The sequence below is a fragment of the Rhodococcus pyridinivorans genome, from assembly GCF_900105195.1.
Lineage (GTDB): Bacteria > Actinomycetota > Actinomycetes > Mycobacteriales > Mycobacteriaceae > Rhodococcus > Rhodococcus pyridinivorans.
Map to the genome: position 1 here is coordinate 4,958,556 of NZ_FNRX01000002.1, position 18,243 is coordinate 4,976,798.

Annotated in this window: 16 protein-coding genes and 1 pseudogene; 4 read left to right on the plus strand and 13 right to left on the minus strand. The window is 69.4% G+C overall.

The genetic code is table 11. From position 1 onward, the window contains the following. Positions 1 to 52 precede the first annotated feature (52 nt). The gene (locus BLV31_RS23570) at positions 53 to 220 is read left to right on the plus strand and encodes a VOC family protein (protein ID WP_232512430.1); all 168 of its coding nucleotides are present in this window, start codon (positions 53 to 55) and stop codon (positions 218 to 220) included. Positions 221 to 434: 214 nt separating this feature from the next. Here the strand turns inward: BLV31_RS23570 and BLV31_RS25975 are convergent. The 4 genes and pseudogenes from BLV31_RS25975 to BLV31_RS23590 form a co-directional block, all read right to left on the minus strand. Beyond that, a pseudogene (locus tag BLV31_RS25975) lies at positions 435 to 536 on the minus strand (AraC family transcriptional regulator); the annotation flags it as partial. Positions 537 to 674: 138 nt separating this feature from the next. After that, positions 675 to 3,650: a type I DNA topoisomerase gene (gene topA, locus BLV31_RS23580; protein WP_064061129.1), complete on the minus strand. Its 2,976-nt coding sequence runs from the start codon at positions 3,648 to 3,650 to the stop codon at positions 675 to 677. A 93-nt stretch (positions 3,651 to 3,743) separates the two neighbouring features. Continuing rightward, positions 3,744 to 4,349 (minus strand): hypothetical protein, encoded by a 606-nt coding sequence (locus tag BLV31_RS23585; RefSeq protein ID WP_019290213.1) that lies wholly within the window; start codon positions 4,347 to 4,349, stop codon positions 3,744 to 3,746. A gap of 162 nt (positions 4,350 to 4,511) precedes the next feature. After that, on the minus strand, positions 4,512 to 4,715 hold the full coding sequence (locus BLV31_RS23590; protein WP_003935252.1) for a cold-shock protein: 204 nt from the start codon (positions 4,713 to 4,715) through the stop codon (positions 4,512 to 4,514). A 435-nt stretch (positions 4,716 to 5,150) separates the two neighbouring features. On the opposite strand from BLV31_RS23590, the gene BLV31_RS23595 reads away from it, so the two are divergent. Next, positions 5,151 to 7,499, plus strand: a complete 2,349-nt coding sequence (locus BLV31_RS23595; protein WP_064061130.1) for a DEAD/DEAH box helicase — start codon at positions 5,151 to 5,153, stop codon at positions 7,497 to 7,499. 165 nt (positions 7,500 to 7,664) lie between these two features. On the opposite strand, the gene BLV31_RS23600 is transcribed toward BLV31_RS23595, so the two are convergent. From BLV31_RS23600 to ssd, 7 genes are all read right to left on the minus strand, one after another. Continuing rightward, on the minus strand, positions 7,665 to 8,024 hold the full coding sequence (locus BLV31_RS23600) for an Rv3654c family TadE-like protein (protein ID WP_024102822.1): 360 nt from the start codon (positions 8,022 to 8,024) through the stop codon (positions 7,665 to 7,667). Further along, on the minus strand, positions 8,021 to 8,395 hold the full coding sequence (locus BLV31_RS23605; RefSeq protein ID WP_100167921.1) for a TadE family type IV pilus minor pilin: 375 nt from the start codon (positions 8,393 to 8,395) through the stop codon (positions 8,021 to 8,023). The genes BLV31_RS23600 and BLV31_RS23605 overlap by 4 nt, the downstream gene beginning before the upstream one ends. 9 nt (positions 8,396 to 8,404) lie before the next feature. Continuing rightward, positions 8,405 to 8,608, minus strand: a complete 204-nt coding sequence (locus BLV31_RS25645) for a DUF4244 domain-containing protein (protein ID WP_006552409.1) — start codon at positions 8,606 to 8,608, stop codon at positions 8,405 to 8,407. A gap of 61 nt (positions 8,609 to 8,669) precedes the next feature. Beyond that, positions 8,670 to 9,245, minus strand: coding sequence for a type II secretion system F family protein (locus tag BLV31_RS23615; protein ID WP_039586754.1), 576 nt, complete (start codon positions 9,243 to 9,245; stop codon positions 8,670 to 8,672). Continuing rightward, positions 9,242 to 10,039, minus strand: coding sequence for a type II secretion system F family protein (locus BLV31_RS23620; protein ID WP_064061131.1), 798 nt, complete (start codon positions 10,037 to 10,039; stop codon positions 9,242 to 9,244). The genes BLV31_RS23615 and BLV31_RS23620 overlap by 4 nt, the downstream gene beginning before the upstream one ends. After that, the gene (locus tag BLV31_RS23625) at positions 10,036 to 11,208 is read right to left on the minus strand and encodes a TadA family conjugal transfer-associated ATPase (RefSeq protein ID WP_024102820.1); all 1,173 of its coding nucleotides are present in this window, start codon (positions 11,206 to 11,208) and stop codon (positions 10,036 to 10,038) included. The genes BLV31_RS23620 and BLV31_RS23625 overlap by 4 nt, the downstream gene beginning before the upstream one ends. Then, positions 11,205 to 12,275 (minus strand): septum site-determining protein Ssd, encoded by a 1,071-nt coding sequence (gene ssd / locus BLV31_RS23630; RefSeq protein WP_064061132.1) that lies wholly within the window; start codon positions 12,273 to 12,275, stop codon positions 11,205 to 11,207. Before ssd ends, BLV31_RS23625 begins: the two co-directional genes overlap by 4 nt. Before the next feature lie 342 nt (positions 12,276 to 12,617). Here ssd and BLV31_RS23635 point away from each other — a divergent pair, with 342 nt between their 5' ends. Then, a complete protein-coding gene (locus BLV31_RS23635; protein ID WP_371850709.1) occupies positions 12,618 to 13,472 on the plus strand; it encodes an HAD family hydrolase in 855 nt (284 codons plus the stop codon). A 448-nt stretch (positions 13,473 to 13,920) separates the two neighbouring features. Here the strand turns inward: BLV31_RS23635 and BLV31_RS23640 are convergent, their stop codons facing one another. Next, on the minus strand, positions 13,921 to 14,670 hold the full coding sequence (locus tag BLV31_RS23640; RefSeq protein WP_033097956.1) for a Fic family protein: 750 nt from the start codon (positions 14,668 to 14,670) through the stop codon (positions 13,921 to 13,923). A 198-nt stretch (positions 14,671 to 14,868) separates the two neighbouring features. Between BLV31_RS23640 and acs the strand changes: the two genes are divergently transcribed. Continuing rightward, positions 14,869 to 16,800, plus strand: a complete 1,932-nt coding sequence (gene acs, locus BLV31_RS23645) for an acetate--CoA ligase (RefSeq protein ID WP_064061133.1) — start codon at positions 14,869 to 14,871, stop codon at positions 16,798 to 16,800. 60 nt (positions 16,801 to 16,860) lie between these two features. On the opposite strand, the gene BLV31_RS23650 is transcribed toward acs, so the two are convergent. After that, complete coding sequence (locus BLV31_RS23650; protein ID WP_006552417.1) at positions 16,861 to 18,231, minus strand: MFS transporter; 1,371 nt, start codon at positions 18,229 to 18,231, stop codon at positions 16,861 to 16,863. Positions 18,232 to 18,243: the final 12 nt, after the last annotated feature.

Sequence of the window (18,243 nt, forward strand, 5' to 3'; positions counted from 1 at the left end):
ACGTGTCCGAAACGTTCAGGACGGCTGCACGTCCTCGGTCCCATCGTCGGCCATGACCATTCATTTCTCCGCCGTGGGGCTCGCCGTCGCCGATCTCGATCGGTCCTTCGCGTGCTATCGCATGCTCGGCCTCGACCTGCCCATCGAAGCACCCGAGGTACCGCCGAGCGACGACGCAGTGTCCTGTCGCTCCAGCCGAGGGTCGCGGCGACTTCCGTGACGGCCGTGCCGGCGGCCAGCGCCCGCGCGAGGTCGGCCATCGGATCGTGTTCGTCGACCGCGCCCCGCACGGCGTCGACCAGTGCAGCGACGGGATCGTCCTCGGCTCGAACCGCGAGGAGCCGCACACGACGTGACGGCCACAGATCGTCGAGCGGAACCCGTCGATCGGTCAGCTCGCTCGCGTCGACGCCGAAGAACGGCGGTCCCAGGCCGGGTTCGAACCGGACCGCCGTCAGCGGCGATCGGCCGGAGAACTGTGACGTCGCGTCCGGACCGGCGACGGGGAAGCCGTCGGCGTGCCGGATGAGGTCCATGCATCCGTCCGGCAACACGTGGGTTCCCCCCACGCAGGCACCGGCCCGGCTCGGATCGCCACAGTGTGACGCCGGGGATCCCCGACGGCAGTTCGCGGTCCACCCCGTGAGGTTATCCGCGTACGCCGACGGGAACCGTCAGTCCGTCGTCTTCTTCGCGGCGGCCTTCTTCGTCGTCTTCTTCGCCGCTGCCTTCTTGGCAGTGGTCTTCTTGGCGGCCGTCTTCTTGGCGGCCGTCTTCTTCGCCGCTGTCTTCTTCGCGGTCTTCTTGACGGGACCGCGTGCCCGACGGTCGGCGAGCAGTTCGGACGCCCGCTCGTCGGTGATGGACTCGACCTCGTCGCCCTTGCGCAGGCTCGCGTTCGTCTCACCGTCGGTGACGTACGGACCGAACCGGCCGTCCTTGATCACCATCTGCTTGCCGCTGACCGGGTCGGTGCCCAGCTCGCGCAGCGGCGGCGTGGCGGCGGCCTGCCGGCCGCGGCGCTTCGGCTCCGCGTAGATCTTCAGCGCCTCGTCGAGCGTGATCGTGAAGATCTGCTCCTCGTTGGCGAGCGACCGCGAGTCGCTGCCCTTCTTCAGGTACGGACCGTAGCGGCCGTTCTGGGCGGTGATCTCGTCGCCGGACTCCGGATCGACACCCACCACGCGCGGCAGCGACAGCAGTTTCAGGGCGTCTTCCAGGGTGACCGTGGACAGGTCCAACGTCTTGAACAGCGAACCCGTGCGCGGCTTCGGACCGGTCTTCTTCGCGGGACCCTTCTTCGCCGCCTTCTTGGCGACGGCCTTCTTGGTGGCGGTCTTCGTGCCGCCCTCTCCCTCCGAGCCGAGTTCATCGACGGGGATGGGCGTGACGTCCGGCTCCGGCTCCGGTTCGGGCTCGGGTTCCGGATCGGGGATCAGCTCGGTCACGTAGGGACCGAAGCGACCCTCCCGCGCGACGATCTCGTAGCCGGTCGACGGATCGACACCGAGGACACGTCCCTCCTGCGGCGTCGAGAAGAGTTTCTCGGCGTATTCGAGGGTGAGCTCGTCCGGCGGCAGGTCGTCGGGCAGGTTCGCGCGCTGCGAGGTCGGCTCGGCGTCGGGGTTGTTCGGGTCGGTGACCATCCGTTCGAGGTACGGACCGAAGCGGCCCACACGCACGTGGATCTCGCGACCCTCGGAGTCGTCGAACAGGCGGATGGAGTTGATCTCGCGGGCGTCGATGTCCTCGAGGTTCTCCCCCACCAGCTTCTTCAGGCCGCCCTTGCGCGCGACCGACTCCTCGTGACCGTCGTCGCTGCCGAAGTAGAACCGCGTCAGCCAGTCGGTGCGCTGCCGGTGACCGGAGGCGATCTCGTCGAGATCGTCCTCCATCCCGGCCGTGAAGTCGTAGTCGACGAGCTGGGCGAAGTGCGCCTCGAGCAGGCCGATGACGGCGAACGCCACCCACGACGGGACGAGCGCGCTGCCACGCTTGTAGACGTAGCCGCGGTCGAGGATGGTCTTGATGATCGACGCGTAGGTCGAGGGCCGGCCGATCCCGAGCTCTTCGAGCGTCTTGATCAAGCTCGCCTCGGTGTACCGGGCCGGCGGGTTGGTGGAGTGACCGTCCGGATCGAGCTTCGTCGCGGTGACCGAGGCACCCTCGGACAGGTTCGGCAGGCGCGACTCCGCGTCGTCCGACTGACCACCGGCTTCCTCGTCGACACTCTCGACGTATGCCTTGAGGAAGCCCGGGAACGTGATGGTGCGGCCCGACGACGAGAAGGTGCACTCCTCGCCGGTGCCCGCGGTGCCGGTGATGCGCAGCGTCAGCGTGGTGCCCCGCGCGTCGGCCATCTGGGAGGCGACGGTGCGCTGCCAGATGAGCTCGTAGAGCTTGAACTCGTCGCCGTCGAGGCGCGCGTGCAGCTCGCCGGGGGTCGCGAAGACGTCGCCGGCGGGACGGATCGCCTCGTGTGCTTCCTGCGCGTTCTTGACCTTGCGGGTGTACTGGCGCGGCGTCGGATGGACGAACTCGGCACCGTACAGCTGGGTGGCCTGTGCGCGGGCCGCCGCGATCGCCGACTCGGACAGCGTCGTCGAGTCGGTACGCATGTAGGTGATGTAGCCGTTCTCGTACAGACGCTGCGCGGTGCGCATGGTGCGCTCGGACGAGAACCGCAGCTTGCGGCCCGCCTCCTGCTGCAGCGTCGACGTCATGAACGGCGCGTAGGGCTTGCGGGTGTACGGCTTGCTCTCGGCCGACGACACCGTCAACGCGACACCGGCGAGTGCCTCCGCGAGGCGGCGGGCGCGGTCCTCGTCGAGGACGACGACACCGTTCGACTTCAGGTTCCCGTCGGGCCCGAAGTCGCGACCCGAGGCAACACGGGAACCGTCGACGTTGACCAGGCGGGCACCGAACGACCGGGGGCTCGCGTCGGCGCCGGCGTCCATCGTGGCCGCGATGTCCCAGTACTCGGCGGACTTGAACGCCATGCGCTCGCGTTCGCGCTGCACGATCACGCGGGTCGCCACCGACTGCACACGACCCGCCGACAGACGGGGCATGACCTTTTTCCACAGCACGGGACTGACCTCGTAGCCGTAGAGACGGTCGAGGATGCGGCGGGTCTCCTGCGCGTCGACCAGGTCGTTGTCGAGGTCGCGGGTGTTCTCGGCGGCCGCGCGGATAGCGGGCTCGGTGATCTCGTGGAAGACCATGCGCCGGACCGGCACCTTGGGCTTCAGGGTCTCGAGCAGGTGCCAGGCGATGGCCTCGCCCTCGCGGTCGGGGTCGGTGGCGAGGTAGAGCTCGTCGGCGTCCTTGAGCAGGCTCTTCAGCTCCGAGACCTTGGTCTTCTTGTCGGCGCTGACGACGTAGAGGGGTTCGAAGTCGTGATCGACGTCGACACCGAGGCGCGCCCACGACTCGCCCTTGTACTTGGCGGGGACGTCCGCGGCACCGCGCGGCAGGTCGCGGATGTGACCGACCGATGCCTCGACGACGTAGTCGCGGCCGAGGTAGGGGGCGATCTTCCTCGCCTTGGTCGGGGACTCGACGATCACGAGCCGACGCGTGCCCGACGAACCGCCCGCAGTGCTCTTCTCCCGTGCTGCCACCGTGCCGCCCGCACCTTCCCTCATTGCCGACATGTCGCCTTGTTCGAAGACATGTATACCGACCCGTTCCCCAGACGCGGCCACACACAGGGTCGCACATCCTCGGGGAACGGCTCTTCACAAGTGATGATCACCCGGTTCCACGTGCGGCCAGATCCGTCGTGCCGCGTCGGCGTCCGGAGGTGCACCGATGTTCTCGACGAGCCTCGTCAGACGCCTCCGGCCGGAGATCCTCAACCCCGGTCCACCGGTGCCGTGCGTACCGATCAGGGTCGGTGCGATGCCGGCGCGCATGAGCGCCTGCGCCAGAACTGCATGAGTGTCGGGAGCCGTCGCATCCAGACCGAGAACATACTGTGCTCCCTCGACCTCCATGCGACCGGACGCGAGGAACCACGCCCGCTGGGCCCGCGAGGACGGGACCCAGCCGGTCGGGACCGTCTTGCCGTCGTCGCTGCTCCACTGGGTCGCGAGCGGGACGAGAGCGGGGTCGACGGATGTGCTGACGGTGAACAGCTCGCCGTCGACGGCGATGTCCGCCTCGACTCCCGTGTCGGTCACGAGCTGCCCGATCGCACGGGCGCGCCATTCGGCGTCGACCTCCACGGTCAGCACCGCGCCGTCGTCGGTGAGACGCGCACGTCCGTGTGCCGCGAGCAGGCCGCTCAGGTCGGCCAGGGCCGGCGGCATCGTGTCGGCCCCGAAGAAGGACAGTTGACTCACGGGTCCTCCTCTCCCGGCTCCGTGAGCGCGACGAGGCGGTGAGGTCCCACGACCGGTTCGCGCACACGTCCCGGAAATGCATCGTCCCCCATCACCTGAGGCGACGGGGGACGATCGGGCGAGGTGGTTGACCTTGCCCGGTTGCTCGCTCGAGCGGGTGGATCAGAGTGCGCGCACGCCGGTGGCCTGCGGGCCCTTGGTGCCCTGACCGACCTCGAACTCGACTCGCTGGTTCTCCTCGAGGGTGCGGAAGCCGGAACCCTGGATCTCGGAGTAGTGAACGAACACGTCGGCGGAGCCGTCCTCAGGAGCGATGAAGCCGAAGCCCTTCTCCGCGTTGAACCACTTCACAGTGCCCTGTGCCATGCTTTTCCTTCTCTTTCTAACACCGGATTCGACGAACCGCCGGGTACGCGATCCGCCAGGTCCCGGTTCCGACCGCTGTACTTCTCGAGTCCCCCGTTGGAAGAGCTAAAGCACCGCGCTCGCAACCATCGATCCTGCGAGCGTGCACTTTTCCAAGTCTACGAACACAGAAGCTGCGACCGGGTGTCAGTCAACCACGTTCTGGGCACGCGCAACAGTAGGAATGGGCACAAACGTGCCAATTCCCTGATCTTGTTCATGTCTCGGTAGCATTACCCACGGGTAGCTGTTGCTCCCATGTTACGGGAGGCCACTGTGGCCCCACTCGTCCCGGACCCGGGTCTCCCGCATCCGACACAGCCTCGCCGTATCCGACACATTCCTATCCGACAGACGTTTTCGACAGACACCTCGTCCGACCCAGCGGAGTACTGCGTGACCGGCTCGCCCTTCCTCCACAACGGCGACGCCACCGCCCCCACCTACGGTCGCGAGCTGCTCGACCGGCTGCTCGCCGGCACCCCGACGGGCGAGTCACCGCTGACCCACGTCGCAGAGATCCCGGCCCGGCCCGCCCACCACAGCGACTGGCCGCAGTGGGCGCACGAGGACGTCGTCCGGGCCTTCCGCGACCAGGGCGTCGAGCGTCCCTGGCACCACCAGGCGAGCGCCGCCGACATCGCGGCCGGCGGGGAGAACGTGGTGGTGTCCACCGGCACCGCGTCGGGCAAGTCGGTCGCCTACCAGCTGCCCGTCCTGAGCGCGCTCGCCGACGACCCGCAGGCCACCGCTCTCTACCTGTCGCCCACCAAGGCTCTCGGCGCCGACCAGCTGCGCGCGGTCACCGAACTGACCTCCGACATCGACGGCCTGTCGACCGTGTGCGCGTGTGCCTACGACGGCGACACCTCCACCGAGATCCGGCAGTGGACGCGCCGGCACTCGCGCTGGATCTTCACCAATCCCGACATGCTGCACCTGTCGCTGTTGCCCGCCCACGCACGATGGGCCCGGCTGTGGCGCCGCCTGCGGTACGTCGTCGTCGACGAATGCCACTCCTACCGGGGTGTGTTCGGCTCGCACGTCGCCCTGATCCTGCGTCGGCTCCGGCGCGTGGCCCGCCGGTACGGCGCCGATCCCGTCTTCGTCCTCGCCTCCGCGACGACCGCGGAACCGGGGGCAGCGGCGTCCCGGCTCATCGGAGCACCCTGCCGCGAGATCACCGAGGACGGCTCGCCGCACGGACCCCGCACGGTCGCGATGTGGGAGCCGCCCCTGCTGCGCGAACTCACGGGCGAACACGGCGCCCCGGTGCGGCGGGCCGCCGGGACCGAGGCCGCGCGCCTTCTCGCCGACCTCGTCGTCGAGGGTGCCCGCACCCTGGCGTTCGTCCGGTCGCGTCACGGCGCCGAGCTCACGGCCATGGGTGCACGTCGGCTTCTCGCCGAGGCGGCACCGGATCTCGTCGACCGGGTGGCGGCCTACCGGGCGGGCTACCTCGCCGAGGACCGGCGCGACCTCGAGGCCGCGCTCTCCGACGGCCGTCTGCTCGGCGTCGCCAGCACCAACGCCCTCGAACTCGGCGTGGACATCGCCGGTCTGGACGCGGTGATCGTCGCCGGATTCCCGGGCACGGTCGCGTCCTTCCGTCAGCAGGGCGGTCGCGCCGGTCGCCGCGGGCAGGGTTCGCTCGTCGTGCTGGTCGCGCGGGACGATCCGCTCGACACCTATCTCGTGCACCATCCGCAGGCACTGCTCGACCGGCCGGTCGAGGCGACGGTCACCGATCCGAACAATCCGTACGTGCTCGGGCCCCAACTTCTCTGCGCCGCATCGGAACTGCCGATCAGCGATGCCGAGGTCGAGGAGTTCGGCGCGCTCGACGTCCTCACGGACCTCGCGGAGCAGGGACTGATCCGCCGCCGCCCGCACGGCTGGTTCGTCACCCCGGGAACGCAACCGCACGGCGATGTCGAGATCCGCGGCGGGATCGGCCGCCAGGTCTCGATCGTCGAGGGTGACACCGGTCGCATGCTCGGCACCGTCGACGCCGCCCGCGCCCCCGCGACCGTCCATCCCGGAGCTGTGCACCTGCACCAGGGTGAGACCGTCGTCGTCGACGAGTTGTATCTCGAGGACGGCATCGCCCTCGTGCACGCCGAGGACCCGGAATGGTCGACGAGCGCACGCGAGATCACCGACATCTGTTGCATCTCCGTCGACGAACACCGCGAGTTCGGACCCGTCACCGTCGCGTCCGTGGGGGTCGAGGTGACGCACCGGGTGGTCGGCTATCTGCGCCGCCTGCCGTCCGGAGAGGTGCTCGACCAGATTCCCCTCGACATGCCCGAGCACACGCTCGACACCCACGCGGTGATGTACACGATCGACCCCGACCTGCTCGACCGGATCGGGGTGACCCCCGATCGCGTGCCCGGGGCACTCCACGCCGCCGAGCACGCCGCGATCGGCCTGCTCCCCCTGCTCGCGACGTGCGATCGGGGCGACATCGGCGGCGTCTCCACCGATCTGCATCCCGACACCGGGCTGCCCACCGTCTTCGTCTACGACGGACAGCCCGGCGGCGCCGGATTCGCCGAACGCGGATACCACCGGATCACCAAGTGGCTCGCCGCGACCCGCGATGCGGTCGCGGCCTGCGAATGTGCCGCCGGATGCCCGTCGTGCGTGTACTCCCCCAAGTGCGGGAACGGCAACGATCCGCTCGACAAGGCCGGGGCGGTCGCCGTCCTCGATGCCGTCCTCGCTGCGATCGAGGGGTGACGGCGATTCAGGCCACCGGCGGCGCCTACTCGGCCGGATCTGGGACGGGAACGGCTGCCAGCAGCCGCTTCGTGTACGGGTCGGGCGGCAACCGCTGGATGCGAGCACAGGCAAGCAACGAGCGCCAATGCGCTGGATACGGCCGCGAGCGACCGCCGACGGGCCTCATCGGGCAGGACCGGCTCGCGCGACGGCCGTCGCCTCCTTGCCGCCGAAGAGAGCCGACACCTCAGCGGTGACCTCGACGAGCGCATCCCACTCTTCGATCTCGCAGCGCCGCAATCGTACTCGCATCCGTGTGGTGATCGCCTCGCTCGCCTCGCAAGCCTCCACGACCCCGCGGTCCAGTGCCGAGGCGACCGCCACCGCCGCCAGGTCGGCCGCCGCCTGCGCACGATGACGTGCGACGACGACCGACCCGACGTGCAGCAACGTGGCCGTGATCGCGATGAGTCCGGCCATCACGGCGCAGCCGATCACACTCGCGCTCCCGTCGTCGCCGAGGAGGGACGGGCCCGACCTCATCGCGTTCCTTCCGGCTCGCGCACCGCCACCGCCTCGGCCGTGAGGGTCAGCAACGGGAGCAGCGGACTCTCCGCGGTCACGACCGCCACGATCAGATCTCCTTCCTCGCGTACCGCCACGCGTGCGTCCGGAGGCGCGACTCGCGTAGCCACATCGACCGCCCTCGCTTGATCTCCCCGCGCGGCGAGGCGGGCGGCTTCACGGGCGGCGTCATGGCACCGCACCTGGTACGCGATGCCCAGCACCGCGCCGAGGCACAGCACGAGCACCGTGACCAGGCTTGCGACGGCGAGAGCCGCTTCGACGGTGACCCCGCCTTCGTCCTCACGAACGAAAGCGCGTAACCAGCGTCGTCCGAGCATCTTTCGCATGCGTCGGTATCACACCGCCGTGTTCAGGGCACGCTCGACGATGCCCGTCAGCGCGGACACGATCGAATCGCCGGTCACCACGGTGTACAGCACCGCCCCGAAAGCCGCCGCCGCAATGGTCCCGATCGCATATTCCGCCGTCGACATGCCGTCGTCCTGCACGACGAGCCCGCCGAGGCGACCACGCAGACCGTGTGCGAACGCTTCGGTCACTGTTCGTTTCCCCATCTTCCGCCCCTCCCATCCGAGCGGCGCGGACCGTCCGCGCCGACGTTCACATCAGCCCCGCACCCAGGACGTCCCGCGCCAGGCCGACGACGACCGGCACGATGCCCAGGCACACGAAGGCAGGCAGAAAGCACAGACCGAGCGGCCCGCTCACGAGTACTCCGGCCCGATCGATCTCGGCGGCGACCCGGTCCTCCGTCTCGGCGCGATGCCGGACCGCGAGTTCGGCGACGGTGTCCGACAGGGGCGCACCGGATTTCGCGGATCGTCGTGCCGCGCGGGCGAAATCGTCCAGCGCGTCGACCGCTCCCGAACCTCCCCACGCATCGGCCGGATCGGCTCCGAGCGCCAATCGGTCGGCACCTCTCCGCAACGCCGCCGCGAGGTCGGGTGGAGCGGATTCCGCGACGACCCGCGCCGCAGAACCGGCGGGCATCCCTGCGCGCAGGCACGCCGCGAAGAGATCGAAGGCAGCGGGAAACGCGTGCGGGTCGGTCTCGGGTTTAGTTGTATCCGACTCGGCAGCAAGGGTTCTCGTGGAGAACAAGCGGGTGGTTCCACGAGGGGTCGGTGCGACGACGAGAGAGGCCGCTCCCAGCAACACCGCCCACGTCGCGCTCATGCCCTCACCCGTGCCGCGATCCGGTCCGTCCACAGCAGACCCGCACAGACCAGCGCAGTGCCGACCACGAGCATGATGCCGCCGAGCCCACCGGCGAGGAGGATGCCGAGCGGAGCAGCGCCCATGAGTTGCCCGAGACCCACCCCGAGCACCGGCAGTCCCGCCAGAACCGTCGCCGTGGCCCGAGCACCGGCAAGTCCGGCCTCCGTACGGGCACGGATCCGCATACGCGCGGCCAGATCGATACGCGCGGCCCCGAGCAGTTCGGCGAGGGCGAGACCGTGGCGGTCGGAGACGGCCCACGCATCGGCGACACGACCCAGACTGTCGGCGACACCATTCGAGGATGCTGTGGCCGAACGTAGTCCGTGTGCCGCCGACCCGCCGAGTCGCGCCCGGGCCGCAGCGACCCGGAAGGCACCGGCGACGGACCCGGCCGTCTCCCGGGCCGCCGTCTCGCACGCGTCGGCGGGATGCGTCCCCACCCGCAGATCGGCGATCACGGTGTCGAGTCCCGACAGCAACATCCGTCGTTGCCGATCGAGCTCAGCAGCGCGGCGCCGGGCTCGGCGACGCCACACCGCGGTCGTCGCGACGGTCGCGCCGGCCACAGCCGGTGTGATTCCCGCCCACACCACAACCGTCGCGAGCACGACGACCATCACCCCGACGACTAGGGCGCGCGGTATCGGGCGCGGCGCCGCGTCGGGCACCCCGCGTCGCAGTCGACGGCGGGCCGAGGACGACGGCAGGACGAACAGCGCCGCCGCGAGGCACAGGATCGTCGCGTTCACGGCGCATCCCGTCGACGCAGGATCCGCTCGAGGGCGTCCATGCCGTGCTCGTCGCCCCTGTCGTGGGTCCATGCCGGTGTGACGATCACGCCTGCGACGGGGTCTCGCTCGACCACGCCGATCCCCACGAGACGTCGCGCTCCGTCGCTGCCGCGGTGGACGTGCAGGATCACCTGCACCGCGGCGACGAGCTGGCTGTGCAGCGCCGCTCGATCGAGGCCGCCGAGTGCGGCGAGAGCCTCGAGTCGCGCGGGCACCTCGTCGGGCGAATTGGCGTGCACGGTCCCTGCGCCGCCGTCGTGACCCGTGTTCAGCGCGGTCAGAAGATCGACGACCTCGGCGCCTCTCACCTCGCCGATGACGATGCGGTCCGGTCGCATCCGCAGCGCCTGCCGCACGAGATCGCGGACGGTGACCTCGCCGACGCCCTCCACGTTGGGTGCCCGTGCCACGAGGCGCACCACGTGCGGGTGGGCCGGGACCAGTTCGGCGGCGTCCTCGACACAGACGATGCGTTCGGTCGGATCCACCGCGCCGAGCAGCGCCGCGAGCATCGTCGTCTTGCCCGCACCCGTGCCACCGACGACGAGGAAGGCCAGGCGCGCGCGGACGATGCGCAGCAGCAACCGATAGGCGACCTCGGAGACCGCACCGCGATCCCGCAGTGCTTCGAGTCCCTGGGTCGTGGGCCGCAGGACCCGCAGTGACAGGCACGTCCCGGCCTGCGCGACCGGGGAGAGCACCGCGTGCAGCCGGACACCGAACTCACCGTGCCCGGGCAACCTGCCGTCGACCCACATCTGGGCGTCGTCGAGCCGACGCCCGGCGAACAGCGCCAATCGCTGCGCGAGTCGTCTGACCGCGGCCTCGTCGGGGAAGGTGACCTCGGTCAGGTGCAGCCCGTTGCCACGATCCACCCAGACGCGATCGGGCGCGGTGACGAGCACGTCGGTCACGGCCGGGTCTGCCAGCAGATCCTCGAGCGGGCCCGCACCGGTCAGTTCGGTCTGCAGATGCCGCAGTGCCGCAAGCAGATCGGAGTCTCCGAGTACTCCACCGGATTCCGCGCGCAGGGCTGCGGCGACGCGGGTCGGAGTGAGCTCCCCGGTCTCGTCGGCCAGCCGGTCGCGGACCCGCGAAAGGAGGTCGTCCCCGAGGGTCCCGGTCATGCCGCACGTCCCGGGCCGGCGCGGTCGGCCCCGACGGCCGCCAGCACGTCGTGCGCCGCACCGAGCAACGGCGAGCGTGACCGCAGCCGCAGGCCCCCGCGTTCGAGCATCTCGCTCAAGCCCGGCTCGGGACGCATCGAGGTGAGCACGTCCAGGCCCACCGCGTCGGACACATCGACGGCTCGCAAGCCACCGGGTGCGGGCCCGCGGACGACGACTCCGGCCGGTTCACCCCGCGCCGCGAGCGTGCGGGCGACCCGGGCAGCGGAGAGCACCGCACCGATCCGGGCCGGCACGACGACCACGGTGAGGTCGGCCAGTGCGATCACCGCGTCGGCGACCGGGTCGAAGCTGCGCCCCACATCGCAGACGACGGTTGCTCCCGCTCCGCGCACCCCGTCGACGACCGACTCTGCGGCGACGGCGGTGAGCCGATCGGTGTTCTCGCGGTCGGTGGACAGGACGCCCACCCCGGATGCCCATACGGGTACGGCGTCGCGCAGGGCACGCGCCGAGACCCGTCCACCGTCGACGGTGAGACCGGACCACCGCACTCCCGGACACTCCTCGAGACCGGTCAGGACGTCGAGTCCCGCGCCGAACGGATCGGCGTCGACGAGCAGGGTGTCGCGTCGTTCGTCGTTCCCCGCGGCCCAGGCGAGTGCGGCGGCGAAGGTCGACGCGCCCGCTCCCCCGCATCCTCCGACGACCGCGAGGACGGTGCCGGCACCCGTCGAGGGCTCGTCAGCGGCCGCGACGATCGAGAGCAGTTCCACCTCCTCGGACGGGAGGGCGAGGACGTGTTCGGCGCCGACGGTCGCGGCGGCCTGCCAGTCCGCCAGGCCGGCCGTCCCGCTGCACACGAGGATCACGCCGGGGCGGCGGGGATATCCGGCCGCGCATGCCGCTGCGGCGGACGCATCGAGGACGACGATCGCCGCGTCGGTCCACGCCCTGCGGGGCACCGGCACGGACATCTCGTGCAGTGTGCGGTCGGCCGCCGCGACCACACGATGGAGGTCGGCGACCAGCGCGGGATCGTCGACCAGTCCGAGGATGTCGTTCATGCCCGACAGGCTGCCCGCTACGGGGTCGTGAGTGTCGCGGAAACGGCCTCGGAAGCCCCGCCTGTGGATGGATCAGGGGCCTGTGGACAACCCGGCCGTGCGCACCCTCGTCGCACCTGTGCGCAGGTCGGCGGGTGTAGAAGACAGTACGGAGACGTGCGGAAAAGGCCTCGGACAAAGCGACAGCCCTCGCCAGGGGGGAGGAGGCGAGGGCCGTCTGCGTTCAGCCCCGGGGGGTCGGGCTGAACACAACCCGAGTATCGACCCGGGCATTCGCGATAGTACACCGCTAGGCGCGACTGCTTGCAACTTCAAACACCGGCGCGGCGCGCCCCTATTGTGGTGGTCGTGACCGATACGTCCGTGAATCCGTCCCGACCGGCCCCGTCGACGGGGGGCTCACCGGACTCGGCTCGCATCGCAGCGTTCTTCGATCTCGACAAGACCGTCATCGCCAAGTCGAGCGTGCTGGCGTTCACCCGGCCGTTCTTCGAGGAGGGTCTCCTCAGCCGCCGGGCCGTGCTGCAGAGCACCTACGCCCAGCTCCTCTACCTGTTGTCGGCGGCCGATCAGGCCCGGGTAGACCGGATGCGAGAACACATCGCGCACATGTGCAAAGGATGGGATGTCGAGCAGGTCGGATCGATCGTCGAGAAGACCCTGCAGGACGTCGTGACACCGCTCGTCTACGCGGAGGCGAAGGATCTGATCGCCGATCACCGGGCCCGCGGTCACGACGTGATCATCGTGTCCGCATCCGGCCAGGAAGTGGTGACTCCGATCGCCCGGACACTCGGTGCCTCCCACAGCACGGGGAGCCGGATGCGGATCGTCGACGGCCGCTACGCCGGCGAGCTCGAGTTCTACTGCTTCGGGGAGGCGAAGGCGGTCGCGATCCGCGAGCTCGCCGAGCAGTACGGTTACGATCTCTCCCGCAGCTACGCGTACTCCGATTCGGCCACCGACCTGCCGATGTTGCTGGAGGTCGGCAATCCGCGCGCGGTCAACCCCGACCGCCCGCTGCGCCGGGAAGCAAACGAAAACGGTTGGCCTGTTCTCACTTTCGCCCGGCCCGTACCGCTCGGACGTCGTGCCCGTCCGTCGCCGCGCGCCCTGGCGACGCTCGCCGCGACCCTCGGAGCGACCGCACTGATACTGGGTGCCACCCGCCGACTGGCCAAGCGCCGGATGCGTTGACACTCAGGGTCACTCGCCGCGAAATCGAGAACAAACATTGCCGTCGGGGGCTTGCCGACATCTCGCGGACGGGGTAGAAAGGAGTTACGGAAGGACGGAAGGCCAAGACCGAATCGGAAGAGAAGATTCGATCTCCCGACTGTTCTTCCCAGCACGGACACCGAGTACCCACGCGAAGCCGATGCCACTATAAGGGCACGAGTGTTGTGGGCCTGCGAGTTCCGGATTTTCGAAGACGAGTACCCCGCACCCGTTGCGAGGACGAATCGACGATACCCGGATCATCGCCGAGGCCGTTGAATCACAACCCATTTCAGCACGCATGGTAACTCGAACCGCCCGTGCTAGCGGGTGGCGGAATCGATCTCGATCGATATGCCACCCGCTTTCGCGTGCAGGGGGTTTCGCGTACAGGCCGCGATTCGGCCGGCGAAGCCCCGCCCGGCACTCAGCCGGCGAACGCCTCGGCGATCGAGCCGGCCTCACGAGCCCCGGCCTCGAGCGACCCACAGCAGAAGAGCACCCAGCCGCCGACGCCCTCCACGGTTCCCGCCCCGAATCCGGCGACCCCGTCGCGGTAGGCCTGCAACCGGCGCATCCAATGGACCTCCGGTACGCCCAGATTGCGCGTATCGAGTCCGGACGCGACGCACACGAGCCGGGACGCGGCCCGCGCCACGATGCCGTCGGCGACCCCGAAGGGCTTCAGGACGGACAGTTCACCGTGCACGACCGCAGCGAGAACGGGCGCCGGGGCGTTCGTCCCCCCGGTGACGAGTTGCGCGAGCCCGTCGAGACGCTCGGCGACCCCCGGCTCCGTCCGCGGACGACCCAGCTCCTCGGCGTCCTCCACGAGATCCGCGGCAGCGAGAAGGTGCAGGCGGGCCAGTGCCTGAAGCGGGGCACGTCGCCACGTCGCGACCATGTTGTCGAGCGCGTCGCCGTCGAGCGACTGCGCGACCCGCAGCGCTCCGGCCAGGATCGGATCGCCACTCTCCCCCGGCTGCGGAAGTTCCATCGACCCGCCGTCGATCGACGCCGAGGCGCGGGCGGCCCGCACCGATGCCTCCGCGGCGGTGTTCGCCCAACCACGCCGATTGGTTCGATGACGATGCACCTCCGCGAGCGCGTCGCGGGCACGGTCGGCGGCGTCGCGTACGCCCGGAAGGTCGACGAGAGGCTGAAGAGGGTCGGTCACGCCGACGACGGTACCGGCGCACACGCGGTGGACGGACGAGAGGTTCACCGGTCGTGCCCGAATGCCGTTCGTCGCTCGAATTCGACCGATGAGCGAAAGTGACGGGGTTGCATATCGATGCAACGGTGCGGCGCCGGTCACAGATGATTACGCTCACAAGAGCCCGAATGGAACCATCCCGGAAAGAGGCCCTGCACCATGACGAGCGCAGCCCAGGAGCACGAATCGAAGGCGTACCCGCCGAGCCCGGAGTTCACCGCCACGGCCAACGCCGGTCCGGAACTGCAGGCCGCGGCCGACGCCGATCGGCTCGGATTCTGGGACGAACAGGCGAAACGACTCGACTGGGCGGAGCCCTGGACGGAAGTGCTCGACTGGTCGAACGCTCCGTTCGCGAAGTGGTTCGTCGGCGGCAAGCTCAACGTCGCCTACAACTGCGTCGACCGGCACGTCGAGGCCGGTAACGGCGATCGGGTCGCCATCCACTTCGAGGGCGAGCCCGGCGACAGCCGGTCGCTGACCTACAACGACCTCCTCGCCGAGGTCTCCCGCGCCGCGAACACCTTCACCGAGCTCGGCCTGGTCGCCGGCGATCGCGTCGCGATCTACATGCCGATGATCCCCGAGGCCATCGTCACCATGCTCGCGTGCGCGCGCCTCGGCCTGACCCACTCGGTGGTGTTCGGCGGCTTCTCGTCGTCGGCGCTGCGGTCGCGCATCGACGATGCGCAGGCCAAGCTGCTCGTCACCGTGGACGGGCAGTGGCGGCGCGGCCAGGCCGCGCCGCTCAAGAACGCCGCCGACGAGGCCGTCGCCGACGCAAAGTCGATCGAGCACGTGCTGGTCGTCGCGCGCACCGGCATCGACGTGGAGTGGACCGAAGGGCGAGACCTGTGGTGGCACGAGACCGTCGAGAAGGCCTCCCCCGAGCACGAAGCGCAGCCGTTCGACTCCGAGCACCCGCTGTTCATCCTGTACACCTCGGGCACCACGGGTAAGCCCAAGGGCATCATCCACAGCTCGGGTGGCTACCTGACGCAGGCGTCGTACACCCACCACTACGTCTTCGACCACAAGCCGGGCCGCGACGTCTACTGGTGCACCGCCGACATCGGCTGGGTCACCGGCCACAGCTACATCGTCTACGGCCCGCTGAGCAACGGTGTCACCCAGGTCGTCTACGAGGGCACCCCCAACTCGCCGAACGAGCACCGGCACTTCGAGATCATCGAGAAGTACGGGGTGTCGATCTACTACACCGCCCCGACGCTGATCCGCACGTTCATGAAGTGGGGTCGCGAGATCCCCGACGCCCACGACCTGTCGTCGATCCGTCTGCTCGGCAGCGTCGGCGAGCCGATCAACCCGGAGGCGTGGCGCTGGTACCGCGAGGTCATCGGCGCGGATTCGGCCCCGATCGTCGACACCTGGTGGCAGACCGAGACCGGCGCGATCATGATCTCGCCGCTGCCCGGCATCACCGCCACCAAGCCAGGCTCGGCGATGGCGCCGCTGCCCGGTATCTCCGCGAAGATCGTCGACGACGAGGCCACCCCGCTCGGCGCGGGCGGTAACGGCTACCTGGTGCTCGATCAGCCGTGGCCGGCGATGCTGCGCGGCATCTGGGGCGACGAGCAGCGTTACCGCGAGACCTACTGGTCGCGCTACGCCGAGCAGGGCTGGTACTTCGCCGGCGACGGTGCGCGTTACGACGACGACGGAGCGCTGTGGGTGCTCGGCCGCGTCGACGATGTCATGAACGTCTCCGGTCACCGCATCTCCACCTCGGAGGTCGAATCCGCGCTCGTGTCGCACCCGTCCATCGCCGAGGCCGCGGTCGTCGGCGCGGCGGACGAGACCACCGGCCAGGGCATCGTCGCGTTCGTGATCCTGCGCGAGCACGTCGAGAACACCGGCGACACGCTCATCAAGGAACTGCGCGATCACGTGGCGGTGGAGATCTCCCCGATCGCCAAGCCCCGTCAGATCACCGTTGTGCCGGAACTGCCGAAGACCCGGTCGGGCAAGATCATGCGCCGCCTGCTGCGCGACGTCGCCGAGGGCCGCGAGCTCGGCGACACCTCGACGCTCGTCGATCCGGCCGTCTTCGACGCGATCCGCGGCAAGTAGCCGACCGCGAAAGGCCCCTTCCGGATCGGATCCGGAGGGGGCCTTTCGCGGTCGGTACGACTACACCTCGTCGAGCGACCGGTCGCGGGTCTCCTTGACGACGAGCAGCGCGACGAAGGTCGTCGCCGCGGCGATCAGCAGGTAGATGCCCACCCAGCCGACGCCGTAGCTCGTGGCCAGCCACGTCGCGATGAAGGGGGCCACCGCGGCACCGAGGATGCTCGACACGTTGTACGAGATTCCGGAACCCGTGTAGCGGACGTTGGTCGGGAACAGCTCGGGCAGGATCGCACTCTGCGGCCCGAAGGTCAGACCCATGAGCAGCATGCCGACGATGAGGAAGAACAGCATGCGTCCGGAGCTCATGCCGTCGCTCGACAGCAGGAACTGGAAGCACAGGCCGAACACCATGATCGCGCCCGTGACGACCAGCAGGGTCGAGCGGCGACCGTAGCGGTCGGCGAGCCACCCGGCGACGGGAACCGCCGCGGCGAAGAACAGCACCGCGACCAGCTGCAGCACGAGGAAGTCCGCGTACTGGAAACCGGCACCGTGGCCACCTTCCTCGGGGGTCTTGCCCGTTCCGAAGCTCAAAACCCAGGTGGTCATGATGTAGAAGAGCGTGTACGTCGCGAGCATGACGAAGGTGCCGATGATCAGCTCACGCCAGCTGTTCTTGAACACCTCGGCGAGAGGCGTCTTGACCTTCTTGCCCTCGGCGACGGCCTTGGCGAAGACCGGCGTCTCTTCGAGCTTGAGCCGCACGTACAGCCCGATGATCACCATGATCGCGCTGAGCAGGAACGGAATGCGCCAGCCCCATTCGAGGAAGGCGCTCGACAGGTCGGGGTCGCCGTTGTCGTGGCCGAGCGCCAGCGTGATGATCAGGAACAGGCCGTTGGCGCCGATGAAGCCGATGGGTGCGCCGAGCTGCGGCCACATCGCCGCCCAGGCGCGCTTGCCGGGTTCGGCCGTCTCGGTGGCGAGCAGCGCCGCACCCGACCACTCCCCACCGAGACCCAGGCCCTGGCAGAAGCGCATGAGCGCCAGCAACGCCGGTGCGATGAGCCCGGCCTGGTGATAGGTCGGCAGCAGGCCGATGAGGAAGGTCGCGATGCCCATCGTCAGGAGCGAGCCGACGAGCGTGACCTTGCGGCCGATGCGGTCGCCGAAGTGCCCGAAGACGACGGATCCGACCGGGCGGGCGACGAAAGCGATACCGAAGGTCGCGAGGGAGGCGAGCAGCGCGGTCGTGCTGTTGCCCTGCGGGAAGAACAGGTGCGGGAAGACCGAGACGGCGGCTGTCGCATAGATGTAGAAGTCGTAGAACTCGATGGACGTGCCGACCATGCTGGCGACGACGATGCGCCGGCGCGGAACGCCTGCGACGAGCGAGGAACCCCCGTCCTCGACTCCGACCGATGTGCTCACTGAACCATCCCC

What these genes read in the sequence shown, in the direction of transcription:
- BLV31_RS23570 (WP_232512430.1), top strand. Translation starts at nt 53, where the DNA reads ATGACCATTCATTTCTCCGCCGTGGGGCTCGCCGTCGCCGATCTCGAT.
- BLV31_RS23590 (WP_003935252.1), bottom strand. Translation starts at nt 4,715, where the DNA reads ATGGCACAGGGCACTGTGAAGTGGTTCAACGCGGAGAAGGGCTTCGGC.
- topA (WP_064061129.1), bottom strand. Translation starts at nt 3,650, where the DNA reads ATGAGGGAAGGTGCGGGCGGCACGGTGGCAGCACGGGAGAAGAGCACT.
- BLV31_RS23605 (WP_100167921.1), bottom strand. Translation starts at nt 8,395, where the DNA reads ATGCGAAAGATGCTCGGACGACGCTGGTTACGCGCTTTCGTTCGTGAG.
- BLV31_RS23600 (WP_024102822.1), bottom strand. Translation starts at nt 8,024, where the DNA reads ATGAGGTCGGGCCCGTCCCTCCTCGGCGACGACGGGAGCGCGAGTGTG.
- BLV31_RS23625 (WP_024102820.1), bottom strand. Translation starts at nt 11,208, where the DNA reads ATGACCGGGACCCTCGGGGACGACCTCCTTTCGCGGGTCCGCGACCGG.
- BLV31_RS23615 (WP_039586754.1), bottom strand. Translation starts at nt 9,245, where the DNA reads ATGAGCGCGACGTGGGCGGTGTTGCTGGGAGCGGCCTCTCTCGTCGTC.
- acs (WP_064061133.1), top strand. Translation starts at nt 14,869, where the DNA reads ATGACGAGCGCAGCCCAGGAGCACGAATCGAAGGCGTACCCGCCGAGC.
- ssd (WP_064061132.1), bottom strand. Translation starts at nt 12,275, where the DNA reads ATGAACGACATCCTCGGACTGGTCGACGATCCCGCGCTGGTCGCCGAC.